The following is a 21,563-nucleotide window of genomic DNA, read 5'->3' as shown; positions in this document are numbered from 1 at the left end:
TCACCTCTGCTGGCGAGAGATCAAAAGCCCGGACAGGACCCGCATGTCCGGCGGTCCGACGGTGCCTATCCCGGTCACGATCAGGATGGCGAGGCTCCGCGAGAAGATGTCTCTGGCGGCTCGTCTTACGGGAAGCAGGTGAAGGATCAGGGCTGTCCCTCCATCTGCTGAAGGCAACGGCAGGGACTGCACTTCCGGCTTGTCCATGGCATCCAGACGGCGCAGCGCATCGGAAAGCTGCGCCTGCATTGCGGGCAACGCCACGATGACCCGATCCCGGGCACCTGTCACGATCCTTGGAGCAAGCGCCTCGAACCCTTCATTGGCTGAGAGCACCCGGCCACCCGGATCAAGAACAGCGGATGGCAGTCCGATGGCCTCCATGGTGCTGGTGACTGTCCGGGCTTCCGAGAACGCCAGCCTTGAGGCCAGGTAGACGGATCGCACGAGGTCGGGCTTCAGCATGTTCAACCGATCGATCTCTTTGTCGCTGAAGTGGTCCATGCCGATCCTGCGTTGGATGTCGAACATGATCAGATGCCCCGTAGGCTCCTGTGTCACGGCACCGACGACCCAATGATTGCCGAAGCGGTTGATCACCTCCTTGAGGACGCGATCTTCTGCGAATTCTTCCGGAGACATCAACTCGACATCGCGGCAGAACGTCGACGGCATACGCTCGAGGGCGCGCTTCGGACGAATGTTCTCGAAGCGGAGAGGATGCTTGGTGAAGTACTCCACCCCTTCGCGCACATTCGGAGTGCAGACATATCGGTGGGTGCCTTGGGGGTCGATCGCGAAAATGGCAGCCGGGTGGAGCCTGGCCAGCACAGGGTCGTGCGTGCGGAAATTCGTCAAACCGACTTCCGTCGGCATCGGGTCGAGCCGCACGGACACGAATCCCGGGGGGCTTGCCGCCAGCACCGCGACGATCGACCCTTATTCCAGGAAATACTGGAGCCGCCTCGATGAACTGCACGTCCTCATGCCGAGCACGCGCCCTGCCGGGTGTGGAAATGCATCCCATGCCCGGCGATAATGAAGCCCGACACGCAGCGAGCACACCTCGGCCCTCTTTCCCAGAATCCGTTTCGCATCTATCAAGGGCCAACGGGGAGATCGTCACGGCAATGGACACCAATCTACAGGGGCGCCTTGGGAACCTCACCCTGCCGAGGAAGAACGGCCTGATCCCGCTTTTCGAAGCCGTGGTCAATTCGGTGCATGCGATCGAGGAACGCTTCGGATCCCCTAGGGACGTCTCGAACCGGGGAACCGTCACCGTCGCCATACGTCGGCGAAGCGAGCAGGCCGAACTCGCGTGGGATTCGGACCGGCACCTCAAACCGATCAGCGGCTTCGACGTCGTCGACAACGGGATCGGCTTCAACGACCGAAACTGGGAATCCTTCAAGCGGCTCGACTTCACGCTGAAGGGCGACAAGGGGTGCAAGGGGATCGGCAGGCTTACCTGGCTGAAGGCCTTCCGCGACGCGGAAGTCGACAGCACGTTCCCGGACGCGAGCGGCATGGGACGGAGAAGCTTCCGGTTCTCGACCGAAGCGGAGGTGTCCGGTGGAGACAAGAAAGCCGACTTGACACGGTCGGAACCGGAAACACGTGTCCGTCTCCGCGAGTTCCGCAAAGACTACGCGTCCGCCGTCGAGAGTTCCGCCCGAGGGGTCGCGATCCGTCTGCTGGAGCATATGCTCTGGTACTTCGTGAGGGATGGCGGCGTGCCGAAGATCCTGGTGGTCGACGACGACGCTGAGGAGACCATCGACCTCAACGATCTGTTCGACGAGCACATGCACGCCGAGTCCTTGCGACAGGACTTCGAGGTCAAAGGTGTCGGGTTCGAAATCACCCACGTGAAGTTCCGGCTTCGGCAGGACCGCAAGCACGTCGTCGCATACTGCGCAGGCCAGCGGCTCGTGCTGGAGGAGACCCTCGAACTTCCTGGGCTTTCGTCAAGCATCGCGGATGGGTCCGGGTCCTTCAGATATGCGGCATACGTCTTCAGCAGCTTCTTGGACGAGCGCGTCTCTGCCGAGCGGACAACTTTGAACATCGACGACGGTCCCGAAGGTCTTTTCGCCGAAACCGAGATTTCACGAAAGGATATCCGCGATGCGGCGCGTCCGCTTATCGAGGCGTTTCTCGGAGAGGCGCTACAGAACAATCTCGACGCCGGAAAGAAGCGCGTGGAGCACTTCGTAAGGTCGAAGGCGCCGCACTACCTGCCGATCATCAAGCACTTCGACGACGTCCCGTTCGTCGACGCGTCGACAAACGATGCGGCGCTCGACAGGATTCTCCACGCCAAGAAGTTTCAGGTGGAGCAGGTCCTTCTCACCGAAGGAAGCGAACTGCTGAACCCGAAGCTCGGTGACGACTTCAAGGACTATTCGGACCGTGTCGCACGCTACATGGAGAAGCTCCAGAGTGTGAAGCAGTCGGACCTGGCGGCCTACGTCGCTCATCGTCGCGTCGTCCTGGACCTTTTAAAGGCGTCGAGCAAGGTGCGTCCGGACGGTACCTACGAGCGGGAGGCGGTGCTTCACAATCTCATCATGCCGATGAGCACGACCAGCGAGGATCTCGACCACCTGCGTGCGAGCAACCTGTGGCTACTCGACGAACGTCTCGCTTTTCATCAGCACTACCTGGGGTCCGAGGTCTCGCTCAGCAGGATTCCCTTCACCGAGGCCGGAGGTGGCGAGGAGACTGACATCGTCGGGCTCAACATCTACGACAACCCCCATCTGTTCGGCGACAACGACAGCGCGGTTCAGGCCGCCATCACCATCGTGGAGATCAAGCGGCCGATGCGCGACGGGTTCAGGGCCGGCGAAAAGAAGGATCCGCTGGAGCAGGCGCTCGGGTACCTCCGAAAGATTCGCGCGGGTTCGAAGGTGAACGGCCTGGGCAGGCACCTCAAGAGTCCTTCGGAACTGCCGGCATACATCTACGTCCTCGCGGACCTGACGGAGAGCGTGAAGGAGCGCTGCGAATACGCATCCCTTCATGCGGCGCCAGACGGCCTCAGCTACTTCGGATGGAACCCGAACCCGAACATCATGGCATACATCGAGGTGATCGACTTCGACGGCCTCCTTCAGGCGGCGTCCCAGAGGAATGCCGCGTTCTTTAACCAGTTGGGCCTGCCGCAGGGAATGTAGCCGGACGCATACCCGCGTCGGCGTTCTCCGTGGCTTCCGGCGGATCGGCTACCAGGTGGAGATCCATCGGGCCAATGCGCTTGACTTCGGGATCGCGCAGGACCGGAAGCGTCTCATCATCGTCGGGATGCGTGAGGATCTTGCCGTAGCGTTCCGGATGCCTCCGGCGTTCCCGGAGCGCAGGGCAAACATCGGCGATGTCCTCGTGGACCTGATGGCGGCGAACGGCTGGACCGGCGCGCACGATTGGGCGAGCGAGCGAAGGGAACAGCCTGCGTTCGACAGGCACGGGAAGTTCGCAGGCAACGGTGCAACGGCGTCGACGATCGTCACGAGACGCGGCAGCCCTCGCGAGAAGGAGGCAGCGCGCTGGGAATGCAAGGGGGTGGACATCGCCGGACTGCCGGAGCGCGCTCCGACTGCCGAGGAGGCTTCGAAGCCCGGCTTCAAACCGGGGCTGACGTCTTTCTGGCCTCCTGCTCAGTGCTGGCACTGTTGATCATCATGTTTATGCGGGAGCAGAAGGACCGCTGACCTTCATCAGGCGGGAGCGGATGCGGTCCGATTATCATGACATCCGGCCGTGCGTCTTCAGATCCGGACAGGCTGATCGAACAGAAGCCCTCGGAGTTCAACCCCTCGGATCCTGCCCCTGCCGACGTCCTGGATGAAGTTCATGTATCTTCGCGGCGGTGGGCTGGCGATCCGTTGGCCGCCGTCATCGACCCGGGCGTCGAGGCGGAGCGGAGACCTGAGGAGCCGAATCGTTTCCCGGCCGAGGGCCGAACTCACGCCGCATCATCCACTTCAACATCGGCGGGATCAGCTTCACAGGTCGGTCGTCCAGGGTTTCCAGAACTCGGTCGCGTACCTCGGACAGATCTTCGTCCGAGACCTCGTGCGGCGCAAACTGTACCTCGACGGACAGGTGCGATTGGAAATGCGCTGCCAGGTTCTTTCCGACCTTCCGCTCGATCATTGCGCCCGCGATCACCACCCGTTCGAATGCGGCGCCTTCCCAGACCCGCCCGGCCGCTGTGACAAGTTCGAACTCGTCTGCGACGACCGACTGGCCAAGCACCAGGGCCGTTTCGTCGCCAGCGGTCGGCTCGACCATCTCCTGCGCAACAAGAAAGGAGCGCCATCCGTTTGGAAACGGATGCGGCATTGGCTTCATCCAGAGACACGCAGCCCCGGAGAGGACATCGCCAAGCGATCTGGCTAGTCGCGCCGAGAACTCGTCGAAGTCGTATCCATTGCCCACCAGGTAGATCCGCTTGCATCCGGATACCGCCTTCAAGACCTTCCGGTGCACATCCGGCAGCGATTCCTTGATGGCGTTGTGAAGTTCCAGGCGGCCCGACGCCGGATCTCGCAGAACCTTACCAGTCGTCGTCGAGCTCATCATCGATGTCACTCTTAAATCCTCCAAACGTATCCAGGAATGCCCATGGATCGGTAGGGTAACTGGTCCAGAATTCCGAGTCGATCCTCGCCCAATCGACGGGGATCGGTACAAGGACGCGGCCTCGCTGCGTCGTGGCGACAATCGTGTAGCCGTCGGCTGCGAACTCCAAGCCCTTTACCGCATCCCGCAGCCCGGCGACGATTTGGTCTATCGCGCGCGTCGTCGGCTTCAGGGACGAGATCGTGTATCCCGACGTCCTGCTGATCTCGGCGAAGAGCTTCTTGATGTGTGCGGTACCGCCGCCGAAGATGTTCACCCAGGTCGAATAGATGTGGTTCCACATCGCCGCGTTGCGGGTCGGATGTGCTGGCATCAGACTTAGCTGCCCGAGCCACCTGCAGATCGCGAGGTTCAGGTGCGGACAGTGAATCCACCCTCTGTCGACACACTCGACAACCACGTATCCGAGCTCGTGGTGGTGCCTGTTGGCGGCCATGGACTTTCTCGTGCTCTCAGCATCGACCACGAGGTATAGGTTCGCGCGCGGATACCTCCGGTGCTCGTCCTTGAACTGCCGAACCAGATCCGCCTCCCAGGACAGGTCCTTCACGGCCTTGATCTGAGAGTGGTTCCGAGCATCGGGACTCCAGATGACGTGTAGATCGTCGGTGAAGGAATCCCTCGCTTCCTGGATGAACAGCGGATTGTCGCCGGAATTGTCTGCTGCGCATTCGAGAATGTCCCGCACTACGACGAGCGTCTGGAAACGATAGCCCAGTTGTCCCGCCAGCCCGCCGGTGTGCTGGCGGGATGCGTCGATCCCGGCGGCGATCAGGCCTTCGTCAGGAGTTTCGCCTCTCAAGGCTTCGACCTCACAACGGTGGTCTCATGTCGTCCCCACCCTTCTTCAGCCAGTCCGGGTCCCGGACGCGAGCGAGCACCGCGTCGACCACGTCCGCGACCGGGCGGTCCTTGAAGATCAGCCATAGAGGCTTTCCGTCCAAGCCAGACTGAGGAGCGGAGGAATATACGATGGTGCGGATCTCAGGGTGGCCGAAGAGCATCCAGGCAGCACTCTGAGGTCCCCTTCCACCAGCCTCTTCGGGATCGATGACAGCGAAATGGGGTTGGATCTTCTCGAGAATGGCACGGCAGGCCTCGACTCCATCAGCGATGAAAACGGCGGCGCCTGCCTGGGAGAGCGCCTTCTCGATGCGCGGCGTCTCCGACGGAGCGTCCACGACGATGACAGCGATCCCCTCAAGTGGCGCCGACGAGTGTTCCATGATGTCTACCAATCTGTTCGGTTACTGCCGGATTATCGGCATGAGTCCCTTCGACCAGGTTAAGCAGACGTCTCATCGCTATGATTTCGTTGATCGATCGCATTTGAGCGAATCCCTTCCCGGGCCCTTAAGAGATGCACCGGTATCGGGTGATGACCGATTTCGACACATCATGAGGGCAGCATGAATCCTGAGGCGGAGGCACTGGCGGCGACGAAGAAGCGCATCGTCGCGCTCCAGAAGCAGATGACGAGTCGAATCCTCGAGATGGCGGTGGAAGTCGAGAAACTGCTTGAAGTGGTAACCGAGCGGGAGGCGCGGGAATTCCTGCGCGTTTCGTGCAACCTGCCCGTATCCGAACTCAACACCTACGTCCGCTTCGGCAAGGTCCTCAGAGGGTGCGAACCCGCTCTGACAAAGGCCCGTGTATCGTTTCCGGTCATGAAGGCCCTGGTCGCGGCCGAACCGGAAGCGCGCCGTGAAATTCTCGAGCGCATGGACATAGGCGCCAGGATCGATGACCGAGAGATTGCTGCGGTCAGGAAACGCCTGCGCGAAGCGAAGCTGACACCCCGCCAGGTCCTCAGTAAGAAGCACAGCCGGATGGTCGCCGCAGCGGCTCGCGCCCGCAGCACCGACCACGCTTCCGCATTCCAGGAAAAGGTGCGAATCCTATGGGCACAGCTAATCAACTATGCCCCGCGGCGGCTGAACGAGGTAGCACAGTCTGAAGCAATCCGCCTGGAGGCGGCAGCGCTTCTGAAGGAGTTCCAGGCGCTCTTCGGCGACCGCATGACATCGCTCGAGGGCATCAGGGCAGGCTCGCACCGCAGCGTCATGCCGTCTGCCTACCAGGCTCTTGTCCGCATCGCCGAGGGCCGCTTCGGATGTGTCGAACACTACCCTGAAGGCTGTGTTGGACCACGGTCCGACAGCAGCACCCTCGCGGCGCTGCAGAGGTTGACGGGGTATCCGCTGCCGACTGGCGCTGACCGCGACAAAGGGCCGGCGCTAGCCGCGCTGCCTCCCGCCTACGATCATCTGCGCGTCCTCGAGCTCTGCGCCGGAGCGGGAGGCATGGCCATCGGCCTCGAGAAGGCGGGCTTCCGTCACATGGCTCTGTTCGAGTGCGACAAGCATGCGGCGGCCACCCTCCGCCGCAATCGGCCGGACTGGCCCGTGATCGAGAAGGACATCCGGAAGATCGACTTCCGGTCATACCGGAACCAGAAAATCGCGCTCGTGACGGGAGGTCTGCCCTGCCAGCCCTACTCGTCCGATGGCGAAGGACTTGGGAAGGAAGATCCGCGCGATCTGATGCTCGAAGGCGTCAGGGTAGTGATGGAGGTCCGGCCGAAGGCATTCGTATGGGAGAATGTGGACGGGTTCCTGCACGCCCGGCACGCCGATCACGTCGCCGACATCCTCCGACGGTACCGCAAGGCGGGATACCACGTCGACATCCACCGGATGAAAGCCGAGGACTATGGGATCGCCCAGGAGCGCAGCCGCGTCCTCATCGTCGGCCTCCGGAAGGATCTGATGGGAGCATTCAGGATGCCGCCCGCCTTCCCGAACCGCAGAACGAACATCGGCGACGCTCTCGTCGATCTGATGGCGGAGAACGGTTGGACGGGAGCCTACGAGTGGGCCCGCGCGCGTCGCGAGCAGCCTGTTTTCGACAGGGAGGGCAACGTCGTCGTACGGGGCGTGCTTGCATCCACCATAGTGACGCGCCGCGGGACGCCGCGGGAGAAGGAAGCTGCACGCTGGGCGAGAAAGTGCGTCGATATCGCGGGGCTGCCTGAGAGGGCTCCGACAGCGGAGGAAGCTGCTAAGCCGGGTTTCATGCCCGCGCTCACTGCCCGGATGCGCGCACGACTTCAGGATTTCCCGGATCACTGGGAGTTTGCGGGCGGCAAGCAGGCGACCGCGGACCAGATCGGCAACGCCGTTCCGGCAAGGCTGGCGCAGGCGGTCGGACTGGCGATGTACGCGGCAATGACAGGAGTGACATGGGACATGGAGGCGATGCTGTGGCCTGGCGAGGCCCGGATCAGGGTTGAGGCCCCTCCTCTGCAGGCCGAGTTCGGCATCATCGAACCGTCACGCAGCGAAGCTGCCGTCTGAGTTGAGGCGTCCTTCCGTGATAGAGGCCCGACGAAGAAAGACGGATAAGAAAAAGCCTCCTGACTTTGTTACACGCATCAGAGACCTCGACCAGAAAGGCATCGTGGGGCTGTGGACGAAGATCGCCAACGCCTGCTCATCTAAACCCCGGCTTCCGTGACGCCGAGCCTCCTACGCAATGCGACTGCAGCGGGGGCCACGCCAGCGGCATTTCATCGATGGTCGAGTAGCAGGTGATGAAGGTCTGGTAGTGGACGAGGCGCGAAGGCATCCTCGTCCACCCGAGAAGCAACCCGCTGTCACGTCGCCGAGGCAGTGCCTGAGTCGCCGCGGAACAGCCGTAGCACCTCGCGCCCCATAACAACTTCACGATCTAGCATGACAGCCACAAGCGCTTCCATCAGGTCCTCCCGTTCCCGGATGATCGCCTCGGCGCGTGCGAGCTGATCCTCCAGAAGCCGCTCGATACGGCGGCGGAGTACAGGATCCGACCTTCGCAACTCCTCGAGTTCAGCCGCTGTCGTGACTTCATTGAACTGCAGGGCCTCGAGGCCGAGGCTCACGAACATCAGCGTGGCGAGATCGACCGCCTGCTGGAGATCGGATCCCATGAGGCCGCCGGAGCCGTCATACTCCGTGCCGAGATGGACGCGCTCCGCCGCCATTCCAGCCAGCAGCATGCAGATCTCGTCCAGGTACGACTCCCTGCTGCGGTTATGCCCCCTCGGCCTGATCCACTGCACGTGACCGGAAGTGCTGTCCATGTGTCCCGCTTCCTTCGGCACCACAATCATCTCGATGTCGCCGACCTCGAGAGCGAGGCCTACGACCGCATGTCCTGCCTCATGTAGGCAGACGGAGCGCCGCTCTCCTCCCCGCAGAGGCAGCATCGGCGGAACGAGGTTCATCAGGTCGATGGCATCGACCTCCCTGCCCGCCTTCCTTGCGATCCGTCGCGCGTCCTGGACGAGCTGCTCGATACGTGGGTCTTTAGGCATTTGCTGACGGCATCTTGAACCTTACGAGCGTTCCATACAAAAGGCTCGTATTGCTGCTCTGAGAACTGGGTTCCGGTAAGTTTCCTTATCGGAAATGAAGAAATTGCCGCTGGTCCTGGCATTTCCGAATACGAGCCGATGGCATGAGCAATAGATTTTGGAGCGATGCGCTTGCATCATCCGCAGCCGGCAAGGATGATATTGACGTGGAGATGGACCCCACGCCTGATAGATTTCCCTTAGGGCAAGCTTTCCAAGGCAGTTCATGGTTTCAAGGGTTTGAGATCAAACGTGGCGCCACCAAATAGGCTGTCTCTTGGAGGCGGCCTCTTTGGTTGACTTGGCGTACATACCGTAGAACGAGGGGTTCCAGGCTGTGCCCCGACAGCATCGCAGAGATTTGCGCGATCCTTCACAACGACCGTGAAGCTGCCGGTCTCAGTGTTGACGGAAACCGGACTGAGGAGACGTTCCCAGACGACAGCGCGCGCCTAACCGTGCCCGAGTAGGACATGGTGGCGGCTTCTGATGTCGGAGGTTTAGCGAGCATTCTGGCTCGTCTCAGATCAGTGTCTGGAGAGAGCGCTGCCTGGCCGTCTCCAAGATTCGAGATGACATCACGAGAAAAATGAAGCTCCCGGGAAATCGGGGGCTTCAGAGGTCAGTCGAGCTTCACCGGGTTCGGACCATGAAAGGCATCGTAGTCCTGGCTCATGCGGATCAAAGTCTCCGACCAAGCCGGGGTTGTGAGATACGCTGCGATATCTCCGACGTTGAAGACGTTGTCGGGCACGCCGCAATGGTAGACCACGGCATTGTGGAAGCGCGCGCCATTCTTCGGCACAATGTGAAGCGTCCATACCTCATCGTCATGTCCAAACGTCATGACGAGTTCCAAGTCGGCTGGGAACTGCGTACTCATTTCGGCTTGAGAAATCGTCTCCAGCCGTAAGAGAAGTGCACTGTTTGCCGCGCAGATGGCGTCCAGCGTTGGATCGGGAATCAATGCAGACCCCCTCCCGTAAACTTCCCGAGGTATTGGTCGACGCCTAGAGCAAGGAAGGACGCGATCCAGTTGTCGGAGTTCATCGCTTCCTCGACACGACGAAGCGTCCAGACACCATCGAACGCCAACCAGAGCGCATCCTCCGGATAGTGCGAGATTGCGTGACGGCGCTCAGCGAGTTCAACGTGTGTGACGAATTCCTCGTCGACCTTCACGCTCCAGACGTAGACGCCGAGGTCAGCATATTCCTCATCGACTTCGACCGAGCTGCGGGTCGACAGGAACCACATCGCGCGCTTGTGGAGCGATACCAGCACGTCCTCCAGTTCGGCGACGTTCGCAAAAGCTTGGTTGACATCGACCAAAGGCATCGGGAGACGGTAACTGACGGTGCTCATGCCGACACCTCCAATTCCATCATCGAGGCGGACTCGCCTTCGATCGGTGCGATGAGCGCGAGGACGAACTTCTCGAACTCTTCGTTCGAGACGTGCTCGAAGCGCAACTGCTTCGTGCGGGTGTTGGCGCTGATGAAGAACCGTTCTCCATCGATGGTCAGGAAGTCGCAAAGGTACACGGTACTAGCCTCTCTGTGCGTTGAGTACGCGTACAGAAAGGCCGGATGTCTCGTTCTGCGTCAACAGCTTTTCCGTTGATTCTGTGGGTTTGATAGGCGTTTTTTCTCATTGTGTTATTTCGGTCATAACGGACTTTTGCATGAGTTTTTTTAGTAGCAAGAATACGATCGAATGATCATGTTACTTCTTGTCCGACCATCTTCATGATCGCATCCATCACCGACTTGTTCTGCAGCGCCTTGACGATCTTGCTGATGTGTTGGCCCCATCTCACCGGCACCTTCGGAGACGGTGTACGGTCCGCGAAGCTCCGGCTCTCGCGGCACCCTTCGCATTCTGCAGATCGATTTCCTCGACGTCGTAGCCGAATTCTGCGGTTACATGCTCGCGTGAAGTGAAGGCTGCCGTCGGCGGCAGCGACGACGATCTTGTCCTTGGGATCCGTGATGTCGAACATCCAGTCCTCGGCATCCTCAGGCAGCGTAGTCCAGGTGCCGGGCGACATCTGATCCTGATCGAGAGCGCACTCATCGGCTTCTCGATGAAGTCGGCGGAAGGCAGCCAACCGTGTTCATGGTGCCATGCGACGCTGACCCTCTTTTCAGGATCTGCAGACCTCTCCTGGCAGAAGCGTTGCCACATGATGCCTTCCTTGAGACGCTCCCGGATTTCAGCGACTGCCACGATGTCGGCATCGTTGTGAGCAAGGTCGTCTTCAAAGGGGCTGCGATCCGGTGATCTCCAGCGCTCTCCCCACTCCTTCATCAGCCGGATACGGCCTTCCATGAGTGCGGCCACGACGAGGTCTGCCTCGTATTCTTCCAGTTCCAAAATCACCGGCATCACATCCTCCTCGTTCAGGTGCCAGAAGAATGGTGTGCGCTGGCCGTGCGCGGCGCAAGCGCCGGCAGGAATCGACGGGCATGGAAAAGCCGCCCGGAGGCGGCTTGTGGGGGTCAGACTGTCGGATCGTACCATCCAGTTTCGCGAAGCCAGTTGTGTCGAGACCGGATCATTTCGTCTCCGGATTTCCGTTCCGGATCATCTCGGGGAACGAAAAAGGCGGCCGCGACGTCGGGATCGGCAGGGACGACGTTCAAAGCGACGAAGGCATAACGAGTCAGATCTTCGGCGAGAAGCTTGGCTTCCTCTTGCGTCCTGGCCGCCCGCACGTACTCGCCTTGGCAGAAGAGGTCGCTCCTAATCTGCAACTGCCACGGCCACCGATTGGCTTCCTCTGCCCATGGCATGATATCGAAGACGTGCTCTTGACCGACGAACCCAGTCAGCCTGTCCTCATCAACCGACTGCCACTCAACAATGCTCATATCACCCTCCCTGTACTTTGGTGCCTGAGAGAATGGTGCGGGCTATCGGTGCCCCGCGCAAACGCCGGCAGGATTCGGCTTGTCGGGAAAGTGGCCTCTCAGTACTGTCTGCCGACGCAAGGGTTGAGGGATCATGAGAGCAATCGTACTGGCTGCCGTGCTGGTAGCGTCCACTTTATCGACAGCATTCGCGCAAGAGGACGACGAAGAGCGCGCGTTCATCATCAAGCAGTTCAAGGGGTGGACAGGTATTTTGCTGCGCTGCGAGCCGAACTCACAGCACAAGGCTATAGCGGATGCCATCTGTCAAAGCGCCAGCGCAGAATTCAACTATCTGGCGGAGAATTCGGAAATACCTCATCGCATCAGCAAGGACGAGAATTCCTTCCAGATGTATCTGAACGCCGGAAAGCTCGGAACGCCTCTCATCCTAGAACTGGAGACGCTCGCAACGACTGGCGCGGGAGGGCTGACAGCAGTCCACGTAAACTTGGAAGCGCGGAGATTCTACAGCAACGCCATTGAGCAGGATGCGAGACCCGACAATCCTGAGTCCGTGCCCCGGGGCGGTGATCTAGTGCTCTGGGAGCATCCGATGATCGCTTCCGGGTATGGTGAGCAGAACGTGGTTCGGGAGATGGCCCCCTATGTCAACGACAACATCAAGTCGTTCTTCGCGCAGTTCCTGAAGGGGTGGAAAGCAAAATGAAGCAGAAGCTAGCATCAGGTGCTCAGAAGTTCACGGCTGCGGCCAAGGCCCGTCCTGCGGAAACGAGATGGTCAGTCATCGGGGTTGTGGCAGGAGCCGTGCTCGGTCTCATGATCGGAGGCGTAGGCATCGCCGCGATGGGCGGCGCGGCGGGCGTGCCGGCAGCCGTCATCTTCGCTCTGATAGGCGGGGTGATTGGCAACAGGTATGGGATCGCGAAGGATCGGCCAGTCCGCTAGTACCGCTGCCTGATGACGTCGAGATCGTGACGGATGCCCTGAAGCTCGTAGCGGGTCGGGTAGATGAGCTGTCCGATCCGGAGGACGCACAGACCCACCTGCGCTGTCGTCCTCAGAGAGAAGTCCAGTGCAAGTCCGTCTGAATGGAGATAGACGGTGTCGAAGTGGATCCTGTCGTCAGCCCGTCGCAAAGCAGATGACATCGAGAAGCCAGTTTCGTTCGGGTGCGCCCCATAGTCGAGGGCTTGCTCGTAGAGTGTTTCGTACCCTTGAGCGATATGAGCTGAAGCCGCTTTTATGGAGGCTTTGACGGCGCCAGCGGTGAATTCGTCACGGACGGCTTTGCGGGTCTTCTTGCTGTCCGTACGAGACATCCAGCGTTCCCACTTCTTGATGTCGCCACCAATGAAATGACCGTACCCCGCGTGCTCCAGGCACAACCTGAGGAGAGCCTGCACCTCGAAGAGCTGCCCGGCCATTACAGCACTCGTGGCGGCGCGGTAGGCGGCATGGGCACGCAGGAGGAAGAACATCGGGATCTTCGGGTCAGGATTGACTGCGCTGTGCAGCAGCTTGAGGAATAGCCTGTCGATGGCGATGAGGTCGGCCATCGCCCGCCGCTTGTTGTCGAAGGTGGCGAACTGATTGCCGCGCGCGTCTTCCAGGTACTGAGTAAGTGGGTCAGTTCCCCATCCTGACGGCGGCTTGCTGTTCGTCAACGGCTTCTCCTGCGACTCACTGCTATTTAACCAATCCATGATGCCATGGACGCATGGTCAAGCGTCCGCGTAATCCGAGTAAACCACCGAAATCTGCGCCGCTCCTCACCGAGGATGATGCCGCCCTCCGCGGTCAGCGCCGCCGTCCTCGCGACCCACAGCAGCCGGCGCTGCCTTTCGATCTGATGCCGGACAGGATCGAGCCGTGCCTCGCGTTGCTCCGCCCGTCACCGCCGACGGGGCCGAACTGGCTCTATGAGGTCAAGTGGGATGGGTATCGGCTAGCGCTCCACAAGGACAGCCGCGGTGTGCGACTGATCACTCGTGGCGGTCATGACTGGACGCATAGATTTCCGACCATCGCCGCAGCCGCTTCCGACCTTGCCGTCGGGACGGCCATACTCGATGGTGAGGCCGTCGTGCTCGACCAACAGGGCCGTAGCGACTTCAACGCCCTTCAGCAGTCACTCGGCGGCCGTGGTGGCAAGCGGATCGCCAACGAGGTCATCTACATGGCCTTCGACTTGCTGTACTTCGATGGGCATGACATCTCGGCAATGGATCAGGAGGATCGGCGCCGACTTCTCGAAGACCTGGTACCCGAAGATGCCGCAGGCGGGATCCGGCTGTCGCAGGAGATTGAGACAGACGATCCGGCAGCTCTACTCGCGACAGCGTGTGCTCACGACCTCGAAGGTATCATCTGCAAGGATCGTACGGCTCCGTACAAGCCGGGGCGCGGTGGCGAGTGGGTCAAGGTCAAGTGCGTACAGAGCGATGGCTTTCTCGTGATCGGTTATGAGAAGAGCACCGCAGCGCCCAGCGGGATTGGCCGTCTCCTGCTCGCGGCGCGGAAGGGAGAGGCCCTCGTGTATGTCGGCGGAGTTGGCACTGGCTTCAACGCCCGGAATGCGCCCATTCTCCGCAAGCAGATGGATGTCCTGACGACATCGAAGCCTCCGCTGCCACTGAAGCGAAAGGACGTGGTCTGGGTGAAGCCGGAGATCATCGCCGAGGTCGAGTACAGAGCGTGGACTGGCGACGGAAAGCTGAGACACGCATCATACAAAGGCATCCGGGAGAAAGCCGATGCCGACGATGTCTACGAGATCGACCAGTAGCTAATGGAAGTTCCTGATCGGCAGCGTCGAGTAGAACTCGCCCACGACGTCTGCGAAGTTTCTCGTCGGATTGTCCTTGCATGCGCGCAGCAGCGGAACTGTGAGCGCACCGGCAGCGCCATCCTTCACGACCGCACCGATATCCCGGTACTGCTTCTGGCTGATGATCATTCCGGTGTTCAGGCCCGACATGTAGCCGAAGACCCATCCCATGATCTCAAGTGTCCGAGGCTGATCCTGTATGGTCGTGGCCACGATGTCGCGGCATGACGATAGGCCGTAGCCAACCATGTTCGCGGACTGGGCATGCGCGGATCCGGATGCGACAAGCCCCACCGCGACTACTGCATTCATCAATCTCATAAGGATCTCCCCAGCACCCGCAGAGATCATGCATGCCGTGTCCGCGATCGCAATCCCTTAACCGTCGGCACTATCCTCATTTGACTGGGTGTCACATTTCTGGCACCCAGTAGTCATCGACGAAGATGGAGACGGCTATGGCACGGCGGGTATGGACGACGGATGACTTCCAGAAGTGGCTTTCCGCGTCTGGACTATCCGCACCGCAGCTTGCCGCCGTTCTCGACGTCTCCGAGCGCACGGCAAAGAGGCTCCGCGTCGGCGAGGTTGGGATCAAGAACAAGATGACAGCACGCGCTCAAGAATGGCTGCAGCAGTCCCGCACGACGACCGGCAGGGATGCTGAACTGCTCGACTCGTATGCGGAGCAAGCCGGATGGGCCGATCTCTGTCAGGCGTTTCCGGTCGCCCATGTCACAGCAATGCAGTCGGCCATCGCCCGCGGATGGACGTCCGCGAACTCGCATGGCTTCCGGCAGCTCAGCCAACCGGAGCGGATGCCGCAGCCTGCCAAGTGGGGCGATTACGATCTGGAGTGGCTGGCGGGTGTGGACTTGCCGTGGGGTGTTGAAGTCCGTGAGGACGCGGACGGGCGGCCGTATAGGGTTGCGTCAGCGGAGAGGACGCTGCTCGAGCTTGCGGTCAATGAATCCTTGTTCGGCATCGACGATGTTGAGGAGGCCTACCGGGGCGCCTTCGCAGATGCCGACAAGCGTCCGGATGTTCTGCTCCTGAGGAAGAAGGCTCGAGAGCGGGGCGAGAAGGCTGCCGATCAAGTCTACTACTACGTTCGCCATTTCATCTGATTCCGCCGGCGCGTTTGCGCCAGGCATCGACGACGCAAATCATCACCTCAGATCACTACGTGATTTCTGGGAGGACGGAGATGTCGGTATCGAACGGCGAGAGGAACTCGGAGAAGCTCAAGGCTCAGTTCAAGGCTCGCGGACAGGATGTGCCGCAAGGCTTCCAGAGGTATGCGCAGGAGCGACTGACCTGCCGCCTCCGCGCTTTCGAGGAGTCCGAGCACCTGGTCGTCACTGGCGGCTGTCTCTATCACTGGTGCCCGACGATGAAGGACATGGATCGCCCGACTAGCGACATCACGGATCGCGATCTCGTCGCGAGTACGCGGTGTCGTGTGGGCGACGATCACAGGATTCGTGATGTAGTTCATGGTCGGCTGCTCGATGAACGGCCCGGCGGCGGTGTCAGGCGCGGGTTTCGGCTTGCGGGGTGCCATCATGGATCTCCTGCTTCATTCTCGTCGTAGTCGGCAGCCTGAAGGCGCTCCCAGTAGCCCAGTAGCCGATGGAAGATGTCTTTCGAGTCCAAGTTTACGAAGGAGCCGCGGGGACTGGTGCCGTAGTTTGCCAATTCTGCGCCACAGAGGATTGCCTGGATCAGTTCCACGTGCGTTCTGGACATGCCGTGCTTCTCGGCAATGTCCGTGCAGAACAGGCCATCGCGCACGCCTCGCATGACGTTGAGGATGTCGTCGTCGATGTCACTATTGTACGAAGCAAATGGTACGCCGATCGCTTCGTGCGGCGAGAACTCGATTGCGATGTAGTCGGGGCATTCAGGTAGCGGCCGCTTGTCCTCTGCAGGGACCGAGTCGTACCTTTCGAAATGGTCTTCGGCTGATATGTACGGCACATACATCACGCGTCCTCCCAGATCTTGATCACGTTGTCGGCCAGCAGGTCATCGAGCGCCTTGATGATGTCGATGGCGCGCCTGGCATCCTCGAGATCGGTGATCGGCGGATGCTCGGTCTCGATCCTCACATAGTCACCGACGTCGCGGGAGAAGCAGTAGCGCTGCTCTCCGTGCTCGTCGACAAGGTGATCCCACAGCCAATCAATGGCATTGCGGAAGTCCTTGAGATGGCGGCGATCGATCACGACATCCGCCTCCCGGATACTGACGATATCGGAACGCCGTCCGAGCAGTACATCTGCAAGCTGCCACATGACGGATCCGTCGTCCGGCAAGGAGTCGAGACGGAACCGCATGACGAACTGCCAGAGCCTGACGATGTGTCCGATGTCGTATTCACTGCCGAGCGAGACCCAGTCGACCCGCGCCGCAGTAGTCGGCGGACGCGGCTAGACCAGGTGGGGAATCTTTCGACGATGTGTTCGGCTGCGGGCATGCACTACTCCTCGACTACGGGAATAGTGTCCGTGCCGGCGGAGAGAGAGGCAAGTCAGTCGTCGTCTTTCCGCGCTGCCAGGTATTCGTGGTATAGCGGATCCTGCGTTGGATCGTCGTAGCCGTCGGGACGCCAGTGCTCGTCGGGATCGCCTGCAAGCGGCTGGGGTGCGTACGGATCGGGAGCGAAGTCTTCCCGGAAGATAGTCTCGAACACGGCCATCTCGGGATCGAGCTGGCTGTCGGAATAGGCAGGCGGCCATGAAACGACAGGTCGCGTTGATGCCGGGGCAAGCGCATCGCCCTTCCACTTCCCCGGCTTCCTGGCCTTCCGGAACCGCTCGCGGAATTCAGGCATCTTCGTCGTCGGCGACCACTGAGACCGCGGCCGCTGCAGGCAGTAGTTATGATACTCCAGCAGACACTGTCGGAGATCGGACTGAAGCCGGGTCGTCAAATCAGAGAACTTCCCGTCGCCGGCGACGGAGGTCTCGAGGGCGTGCAGGAGCATGTAGGGATTAGCCTGCATCTTGCCGTCGATGCGTCTGAGCGCACGGTTCACGAGGGATCGGATGTTGTCCACCGCTCGCTGCGATAGTCCATCCTTCGTCACGGGATCGAGCTTGCGTGATTTATAGAGGAAATCCGTGAAGCCTTTGTCGAGCTTCGGCAGCGTCGCAGCGTAGTGGCGGTCGAAGATGACCTTGCCGATCTTCTGCGCCATCGGCATGGGAACGGCGTTCGCGACCATGAGGTTGATCGTCTTGTCCGGCCAGCCCTCCCGCGCGTATTTTTCCTTCTTTCGGCGGAAATCGTATCCGCTCGGAAAACCTTGGATCCTCGCCACCTGCTCCATGGTGAGGTAGTGCGCCGCATCCGGAGTGGCAGCGTCGTCCGGATGGGGCTGGTACGAGGGGCCAGGCTTCTCATGAGTGTGTCTTGCTATAGTGGGGCAGACTTCATCTATGGAAAGGATCCCGCGACCGTTCGGTTCGTCCTTCTTGCCCATCCAAGGCCTTGCAAAGAACGCGCCTTTCTCGAGCAGAGCCGCGTCATCCTCGCGCTCCGGATCCAAGATGTCGCGGACGACCATCTTCTTGCCGGCAGCAGCTTTCAGGTCATCGAGCAGGAAGCCGTCGATTTCTCCGAGACGTCCGATGCAGAAAAGCCGCCTTCGACGCTGCGGAACGCCGTATTCCTGAGCATCGAATACGTGCTCGGTCAGGCCGTAGCCATGGCGCTTCCACAGAGCACGGGCGTATTTGTACTGGCTCGACGTTCCTGCTTGTTCGACGTTCTCGAACACGAACCACTCCGGGCGCACCACGCAGATGATCTGCGCAAAGTGCTGGGTCAGCTTCGCGCGGTCCGTGATCTTTCGCTGGCCCGCTTTCGAGAAATCCTGACACGGCGGCCCTCCGGCGATGAGCGTCGGCTGATGACGCATCGCCAGGCAGGCGTTGCCGACATCCTTGAGGTCCATCCTGATGGCAGTCTTACCGGCATGAACGAGGACGGAGTGCGGAGCCGCGTCCCGCTCGAAACTAAGAAGGTGTTCCATGCCCGCCGCCTCGAGGCCCAGACCCATGCCACCGGCACCGGCGAAAAGTTCGATGAACCGCATTCCCACACCCTCACACACGAATCCTTGAGGTCATAGTGTGGGACCGTTGAGCCCAGGTAAACGTCGCCGGCAGGATCAGCCGCCGTTGAGCTTCTTCAGCGCGCGCGTGATCTCGGACTGGTAGATCTTCGCGAGATCCGAATCCTTGACCGAGGCCGAGATCGTGTCGTCCCAACGGAACGAGGGCTTGTACGTCGCGTCATCCGAAAAGCGCACGAGCATCTTGAGCTTGCCATTGCGAGCCTGAGGCCGCTGCCAATACCCCTTCTTGCCGGAGACCTCGCCGAACAAGATACCAGGCTTGCCAGACGTGTTGGCGGCCTTCCATCCTGCGGGTGCGGTGGGCTTGCCTGACGCGCGTAGCCTGTCACGCTTCGCCGCGAGTTTTGCCCGCTTGGCTTTCTCGGCTCTCGCCTGCCGCGCGATCCTGCCGAGATACCCCTTCGTCGCGTTGCCCAGCTTGTTCTTCGATTCCTCGGAGCTGTCGACCCTGACATCGTATTTCGACGCTCCCGGATCTCCAGCTCGTCGAACGCCGCCGTTGATCAGGTAGGTCATGTACCTTGCTTGCTCCGGGCGGATGCTGACCGATGCCTCCAGATTCTGCGGGGTAGCCTTGTCGACGACGAATCCCTTCTTCGTCCAAGGGTTCGGTCCACCCTTGATGTTCTTGTCGGCGTACGCAAGGAGACCGCGGCGCGCACCGAACGCAATCCCATTTAGGAACCCGGCCTGCGCTTGCGGCAGCACCTCCTTCTCGATCGTCTTCATAGTCCGCTCGAAGCCGCGCAGATCGAACTGGAAAACGTCATCCTTCGCCATTCGTCACCTCAAAAAAGAACCCCGGGCGCGCGGTTGATCGCGCGGCAGCCGGGGCAGTTGGAAGGAACCGACAGGGAGTGAATCCGGCGGTAGATGAATGGTGTGCGGCGGCGGCGGACAGCGCAAGAGGATTCATGCGCGAGTCCTTCGGGACGGCTGCCGGCTTCGGACCAGATCGGGCAGCGCGGTCGCGGCCGACGTCAGCGTGTAGAATTCCTCGAGCATGGTTTGCTGCATGATGATCTCGGCGGCGAGGTCGTTGCCCGCAGAGAGATCGTTAGGGTCGCCGACCACGTCCTGAGCGAGATCGACGAGGGTCTCTTAGCCGCAGACGTACTGCGCCACGGCCGCGCGCAGGATATGCGGTGGGACGTGCTCGCCGCCGAGGTAGGCGTGGACGGCTTGACGGGGCGTGAGGTCGGTGTCCATCAGAGGCCTCCGGCATTGAGGCGGTTGCGGAGGGCGTCGATCTGGGCCTGGAGATCCTCGTGAGCCGTCGTGTTCACTTCCGCTTGATGAGCGATCTCTGCCTGCAGATCACCGATGGCTTCCTGTGCTTGTCCGGCGAGTTCCTCGAGTTCGGTCGCAAGGTCGTTGATGCGGTCGATGATGGTATAGTCGCCGACGTACTCAGGCGCCTTAAATATGGCTGCCATGAGGGACAGCGTCGCGGTGCGGAGTGCGTGGACGTAGCCGGAATCGGGCTGGTCGAAGACATCGTTCGCGAGCGTCTGAGGTTGAGGATACTGCCAACGGGTCTCTTCCTCCGGGAAGAGCCACCCGTAGAATCCCTTACCGTCCTGACACTTCATTGCGCCAGCCGAGCTCGTCCCGAAGATCGTCTGTTGCATCGATAGCTGGTTGGGGCTGGTTGGGCCGTAAATGAGATCGGTGGCTTCCCAAGGCTTGTCGCCCCAGGTGGCGGATGCCTCGGCACCTGTGAGCGTCGCCTTCCAGAGCTTCTCGTCAAGCGTGCCTGAACCGCCAGGACGCTTATAGAGATCCTCAATTGCTTGCTCGACCCAGTCGACCCGCGGGGCGAGTGTCTGAATTTTTGCGTCCTTCGCGGCCATCATGATCTCCTGGTGTCAGGAGTATGGTCGCCTCGATGCAGTGAAAGATTCAATCGCCGGCAGCCGTGGCGAGGCTGAATCGAAAAACCGCAACTCGCCTCGCGTTACAGCAAAGCACCTTGCGCGATGCGCGACGCTTGCCGTCGGTATCGCGCCGCCATTGAGGTCACCTCGGCGAATGTTGTGGGGTCTCGGACGACAGCAACCAGGGACAGGGCTGCAAGGGCGTGGCCTTTCGTCGAGTCGGCTTTGGAAAAACCTCGGCCGTTCCGGTTCTTGGCGTAGTCAGCGTCTTCGGCTGCCACAGCGCCTAGGACGAGCAGAGCTTCTCGAGCCTTGGGATAGCGCGGATCGTCGCCGCGCGGTGGTGGGTCGAATTTTCTCATGCCGCACCTCCAGCATCACTACGCTCACTACGAGGAACCCGAGAAAGCCGTTTGTCAAAGACGGAGTAATGGGGGGAAGTCGGCTGATTCAAAGGTCGGGTAGTGACTGCCGTCAGCGCTTCCAGATCGGCTCGGAACTGCAGACGTCCACGCGTCTTCCGCTCGGCTTCGAGAGGATCGTAGCCGCGATCAACCAGGATCCTCTTCGCGGTGTCGATCAGAGCGTCGAAAGCGGCATCCGCTTTCGCATTGCCTCTGGAACGAGCGAAGGAAACCGCCACCGCCGCGGCAACAGCAACGTCCACGTCCGACGCCTCCGGAGCTCCCCGAGCCTTAAGCTTTTCACGATACCGCACCTGCTCGTTCGCATGCGCCTCACCCCTCTGCGTCCGTGCCCTCGGCATCCTCGCCTCCTGTCATCACTACGAGAGCGA

27 protein-coding genes are annotated in these 21,563 nt (G+C 60.7%); 7 read left to right on the top strand and 20 right to left on the bottom strand.

Translation table 11 applies throughout. From position 1 onward, the window contains the following. Positions 1-891, bottom strand: a complete 891-nt coding sequence (locus tag ACQKKX_RS04585; RefSeq protein ID WP_427569214.1) for a hypothetical protein — start codon at positions 889-891, stop codon at positions 1-3. 239 nt (positions 892-1,130) lie between these two features. On the opposite strand from ACQKKX_RS04585, the gene ACQKKX_RS04580 reads away from it, so the two are divergent. Further along, a complete protein-coding gene (locus ACQKKX_RS04580) occupies positions 1,131-3,182 on the top strand; it encodes a hypothetical protein (protein ID WP_427569212.1) in 2,052 nt (683 codons plus the stop codon). Further along, a complete protein-coding gene (locus ACQKKX_RS04575; RefSeq protein ID WP_427569210.1) occupies positions 3,139-3,681 on the top strand; it encodes a DNA cytosine methyltransferase in 543 nt (180 codons plus the stop codon). Before ACQKKX_RS04580 ends, ACQKKX_RS04575 begins: the two co-directional genes overlap by 44 nt. A gap of 219 nt (positions 3,682-3,900) precedes the next feature. Here the strand turns inward: ACQKKX_RS04575 and ACQKKX_RS04570 are convergent, their stop codons facing one another. The 3 genes from ACQKKX_RS04570 to ACQKKX_RS04560 are packed head-to-tail and all read right to left on the bottom strand — an operon-like array spanning position 3,901 to position 5,876. After that, entirely contained in the window at positions 3,901-4,587 is a 687-nt protein-coding gene (locus ACQKKX_RS04570; protein ID WP_427569209.1) for a hypothetical protein, read from the bottom strand. Beyond that, the gene (locus ACQKKX_RS04565; RefSeq protein WP_427569207.1) at positions 4,565-5,452 is read right to left on the bottom strand and encodes a hypothetical protein; all 888 of its coding nucleotides are present in this window, start codon (positions 5,450-5,452) and stop codon (positions 4,565-4,567) included. Before ACQKKX_RS04565 ends, ACQKKX_RS04570 begins: the two co-directional genes overlap by 23 nt. A gap of 10 nt (positions 5,453-5,462) precedes the next feature. Then, a complete protein-coding gene (locus ACQKKX_RS04560; protein WP_427569205.1) occupies positions 5,463-5,876 on the bottom strand; it encodes a hypothetical protein in 414 nt (137 codons plus the stop codon). A 183-nt stretch (positions 5,877-6,059) separates the two neighbouring features. On the opposite strand from ACQKKX_RS04560, the gene ACQKKX_RS04555 reads away from it, so the two are divergent. After that, positions 6,060-8,006 (top strand): DNA cytosine methyltransferase, encoded by a 1,947-nt coding sequence (locus tag ACQKKX_RS04555; RefSeq protein ID WP_427569203.1) that lies wholly within the window; start codon positions 6,060-6,062, stop codon positions 8,004-8,006. 299 nt (positions 8,007-8,305) lie between these two features. On the opposite strand, the gene ACQKKX_RS04550 is transcribed toward ACQKKX_RS04555, so the two are convergent. Further along, positions 8,306-9,004, bottom strand: coding sequence for a hypothetical protein (locus ACQKKX_RS04550; RefSeq protein ID WP_427569201.1), 699 nt, complete (start codon positions 9,002-9,004; stop codon positions 8,306-8,308). A gap of 143 nt (positions 9,005-9,147) precedes the next feature. Between ACQKKX_RS04550 and ACQKKX_RS04545 the strand changes: the two genes are divergently transcribed. After that, positions 9,148-9,312: a hypothetical protein gene (locus tag ACQKKX_RS04545; protein ID WP_427569199.1), complete on the top strand. Its 165-nt coding sequence runs from the start codon at positions 9,148-9,150 to the stop codon at positions 9,310-9,312. Positions 9,313-9,665: 353 nt separating this feature from the next. Here ACQKKX_RS04545 and ACQKKX_RS04540 read toward each other — a convergent pair whose 3' ends face one another. The 5 genes from ACQKKX_RS04540 to ACQKKX_RS04520 all read right to left on the bottom strand — a co-directional run bounded on the left by ACQKKX_RS04540 (position 9,666) and on the right by ACQKKX_RS04520 (position 11,916). Further along, positions 9,666-10,010: a hypothetical protein gene (locus ACQKKX_RS04540; RefSeq protein WP_427569197.1), complete on the bottom strand. Its 345-nt coding sequence runs from the start codon at positions 10,008-10,010 to the stop codon at positions 9,666-9,668. Continuing rightward, complete coding sequence (locus ACQKKX_RS04535; RefSeq protein WP_427569195.1) at positions 10,007-10,408, bottom strand: hypothetical protein; 402 nt, start codon at positions 10,406-10,408, stop codon at positions 10,007-10,009. Before ACQKKX_RS04535 ends, ACQKKX_RS04540 begins: the two co-directional genes overlap by 4 nt. After that, positions 10,405-10,587: a hypothetical protein gene (locus ACQKKX_RS04530; protein ID WP_427569193.1), complete on the bottom strand. Its 183-nt coding sequence runs from the start codon at positions 10,585-10,587 to the stop codon at positions 10,405-10,407. Before ACQKKX_RS04530 ends, ACQKKX_RS04535 begins: the two co-directional genes overlap by 4 nt. A gap of 271 nt (positions 10,588-10,858) precedes the next feature. Next, complete coding sequence (locus ACQKKX_RS04525; protein WP_427569191.1) at positions 10,859-11,431, bottom strand: hypothetical protein; 573 nt, start codon at positions 11,429-11,431, stop codon at positions 10,859-10,861. Between the two features lie 113 nt (positions 11,432-11,544). After that, complete coding sequence (locus tag ACQKKX_RS04520) at positions 11,545-11,916, bottom strand: hypothetical protein (RefSeq protein ID WP_427569189.1); 372 nt, start codon at positions 11,914-11,916, stop codon at positions 11,545-11,547. Between the two features lie 133 nt (positions 11,917-12,049). On the opposite strand from ACQKKX_RS04520, the gene ACQKKX_RS04515 reads away from it, so the two are divergent. Continuing rightward, a complete protein-coding gene (locus tag ACQKKX_RS04515; protein WP_427569187.1) occupies positions 12,050-12,625 on the top strand; it encodes a hypothetical protein in 576 nt (191 codons plus the stop codon). 235 nt (positions 12,626-12,860) lie between these two features. Here ACQKKX_RS04515 and ACQKKX_RS04510 read toward each other — a convergent pair whose 3' ends face one another. After that, entirely contained in the window at positions 12,861-13,583 is a 723-nt protein-coding gene (locus ACQKKX_RS04510) for a hypothetical protein (RefSeq protein WP_427569185.1), read from the bottom strand. 53 nt (positions 13,584-13,636) lie between these two features. Here ACQKKX_RS04510 and ligD point away from each other — a divergent pair, with 53 nt between their 5' ends. After that, positions 13,637-14,704, top strand: a complete 1,068-nt coding sequence (gene ligD, locus ACQKKX_RS04505; protein WP_427569183.1) for a non-homologous end-joining DNA ligase — start codon at positions 13,637-13,639, stop codon at positions 14,702-14,704. Here the strand turns inward: ligD and ACQKKX_RS04500 are convergent, their stop codons facing one another. Next, a complete protein-coding gene (locus tag ACQKKX_RS04500) occupies positions 14,705-15,067 on the bottom strand; it encodes a hypothetical protein (RefSeq protein WP_427569181.1) in 363 nt (120 codons plus the stop codon). Between the two features lie 137 nt (positions 15,068-15,204). Here ACQKKX_RS04500 and ACQKKX_RS04495 point away from each other — a divergent pair, with 137 nt between their 5' ends. Beyond that, a complete protein-coding gene (locus ACQKKX_RS04495; protein WP_427569179.1) occupies positions 15,205-15,873 on the top strand; it encodes a hypothetical protein in 669 nt (222 codons plus the stop codon). Positions 15,874-15,920: 47 nt separating this feature from the next. Here the strand turns inward: ACQKKX_RS04495 and ACQKKX_RS04490 are convergent, their stop codons facing one another. The 8 genes from ACQKKX_RS04490 to ACQKKX_RS04455 all read right to left on the bottom strand — a co-directional run bounded on the left by ACQKKX_RS04490 (position 15,921) and on the right by ACQKKX_RS04455 (position 21,434). Beyond that, positions 15,921-16,313 (bottom strand): hypothetical protein, encoded by a 393-nt coding sequence (locus ACQKKX_RS04490; protein ID WP_427569177.1) that lies wholly within the window; start codon positions 16,311-16,313, stop codon positions 15,921-15,923. Beyond that, complete coding sequence (locus ACQKKX_RS04485; RefSeq protein WP_427569175.1) at positions 16,310-16,732, bottom strand: hypothetical protein; 423 nt, start codon at positions 16,730-16,732, stop codon at positions 16,310-16,312. The genes ACQKKX_RS04490 and ACQKKX_RS04485 overlap by 4 nt, the downstream gene beginning before the upstream one ends. Continuing rightward, entirely contained in the window at positions 16,732-17,043 is a 312-nt protein-coding gene (locus ACQKKX_RS04480; protein WP_427569173.1) for a hypothetical protein, read from the bottom strand. The genes ACQKKX_RS04485 and ACQKKX_RS04480 overlap by 1 nt, the downstream gene beginning before the upstream one ends. 236 nt (positions 17,044-17,279) lie before the next feature. Continuing rightward, positions 17,280-18,848, bottom strand: coding sequence for a DNA cytosine methyltransferase (locus tag ACQKKX_RS04475; RefSeq protein ID WP_427569171.1), 1,569 nt, complete (start codon positions 18,846-18,848; stop codon positions 17,280-17,282). A gap of 75 nt (positions 18,849-18,923) precedes the next feature. Then, the gene (locus ACQKKX_RS04470; protein ID WP_427569169.1) at positions 18,924-19,670 is read right to left on the bottom strand and encodes a hypothetical protein; all 747 of its coding nucleotides are present in this window, start codon (positions 19,668-19,670) and stop codon (positions 18,924-18,926) included. A 428-nt stretch (positions 19,671-20,098) separates the two neighbouring features. Then, entirely contained in the window at positions 20,099-20,743 is a 645-nt protein-coding gene (locus tag ACQKKX_RS04465) for a hypothetical protein (RefSeq protein WP_427569168.1), read from the bottom strand. Positions 20,744-20,847: 104 nt separating this feature from the next. Continuing rightward, on the bottom strand, positions 20,848-21,129 hold the full coding sequence (locus tag ACQKKX_RS04460; protein WP_427569167.1) for a hypothetical protein: 282 nt from the start codon (positions 21,127-21,129) through the stop codon (positions 20,848-20,850). Further along, a complete protein-coding gene (locus ACQKKX_RS04455; RefSeq protein ID WP_427569165.1) occupies positions 21,126-21,434 on the bottom strand; it encodes a hypothetical protein in 309 nt (102 codons plus the stop codon). Before ACQKKX_RS04455 ends, ACQKKX_RS04460 begins: the two co-directional genes overlap by 4 nt. Positions 21,435-21,563 lie beyond the last annotated feature (129 nt).

Source organism: Neorhizobium sp. NPDC001467 (assembly GCF_050275975.1).
Classification (GTDB): domain Bacteria; phylum Pseudomonadota; class Alphaproteobacteria; order Rhizobiales; family Rhizobiaceae; genus Neorhizobium.
The sequence above is the reverse complement of the archived record's forward strand: the minus strand, read 5'-3'. Positions and strand labels throughout refer to the sequence as shown.

Bases quoted from the DNA above. Each gene is read 5' to 3' on its own strand.
- ACQKKX_RS04580 (WP_427569212.1), top strand. From the start codon at position 1,131: ATGGACACCAATCTACAGGGGCGCCTTGGGAACCTCACCCTGCCGAGG.
- ACQKKX_RS04575 (WP_427569210.1), top strand. From the start codon at position 3,139: ATGCCGCGTTCTTTAACCAGTTGGGCCTGCCGCAGGGAATGTAGCCGG.
- ACQKKX_RS04570 (WP_427569209.1), bottom strand. From the start codon at position 4,587: ATGAGCTCGACGACGACTGGTAAGGTTCTGCGAGATCCGGCGTCGGGC.
- ACQKKX_RS04560 (WP_427569205.1), bottom strand. From the start codon at position 5,876: ATGGAACACTCGTCGGCGCCACTTGAGGGGATCGCTGTCATCGTCGTG.
- ACQKKX_RS04555 (WP_427569203.1), top strand. From the start codon at position 6,060: ATGAATCCTGAGGCGGAGGCACTGGCGGCGACGAAGAAGCGCATCGTC.
- ACQKKX_RS04550 (WP_427569201.1), bottom strand. From the start codon at position 9,004: ATGCCTAAAGACCCACGTATCGAGCAGCTCGTCCAGGACGCGCGACGG.
- ACQKKX_RS04545 (WP_427569199.1), top strand. From the start codon at position 9,148: ATGAGCAATAGATTTTGGAGCGATGCGCTTGCATCATCCGCAGCCGGC.
- ACQKKX_RS04535 (WP_427569195.1), bottom strand. From the start codon at position 10,408: ATGAGCACCGTCAGTTACCGTCTCCCGATGCCTTTGGTCGATGTCAAC.
- ACQKKX_RS04525 (WP_427569191.1), bottom strand. From the start codon at position 11,431: ATGCCGGTGATTTTGGAACTGGAAGAATACGAGGCAGACCTCGTCGTG.
- ACQKKX_RS04520 (WP_427569189.1), bottom strand. From the start codon at position 11,916: ATGAGCATTGTTGAGTGGCAGTCGGTTGATGAGGACAGGCTGACTGGG.
- ACQKKX_RS04515 (WP_427569187.1), top strand. From the start codon at position 12,050: ATGAGAGCAATCGTACTGGCTGCCGTGCTGGTAGCGTCCACTTTATCG.
- ligD (WP_427569183.1), top strand. From the start codon at position 13,637: ATGGTCAAGCGTCCGCGTAATCCGAGTAAACCACCGAAATCTGCGCCG.
- ACQKKX_RS04500 (WP_427569181.1), bottom strand. From the start codon at position 15,067: ATGAGATTGATGAATGCAGTAGTCGCGGTGGGGCTTGTCGCATCCGGA.
- ACQKKX_RS04495 (WP_427569179.1), top strand. From the start codon at position 15,205: ATGGCACGGCGGGTATGGACGACGGATGACTTCCAGAAGTGGCTTTCC.
- ACQKKX_RS04490 (WP_427569177.1), bottom strand. From the start codon at position 16,313: ATGATGGCACCCCGCAAGCCGAAACCCGCGCCTGACACCGCCGCCGGG.
- ACQKKX_RS04485 (WP_427569175.1), bottom strand. From the start codon at position 16,732: ATGTATGTGCCGTACATATCAGCCGAAGACCATTTCGAAAGGTACGAC.
- ACQKKX_RS04480 (WP_427569173.1), bottom strand. From the start codon at position 17,043: ATGTGGCAGCTTGCAGATGTACTGCTCGGACGGCGTTCCGATATCGTC.
- ACQKKX_RS04475 (WP_427569171.1), bottom strand. From the start codon at position 18,848: ATGCGGTTCATCGAACTTTTCGCCGGTGCCGGTGGCATGGGTCTGGGC.
- ACQKKX_RS04470 (WP_427569169.1), bottom strand. From the start codon at position 19,670: ATGGCGAAGGATGACGTTTTCCAGTTCGATCTGCGCGGCTTCGAGCGG.
- ACQKKX_RS04465 (WP_427569168.1), bottom strand. From the start codon at position 20,743: ATGGCCGCGAAGGACGCAAAAATTCAGACACTCGCCCCGCGGGTCGAC.
- ACQKKX_RS04460 (WP_427569167.1), bottom strand. From the start codon at position 21,129: ATGAGAAAATTCGACCCACCACCGCGCGGCGACGATCCGCGCTATCCC.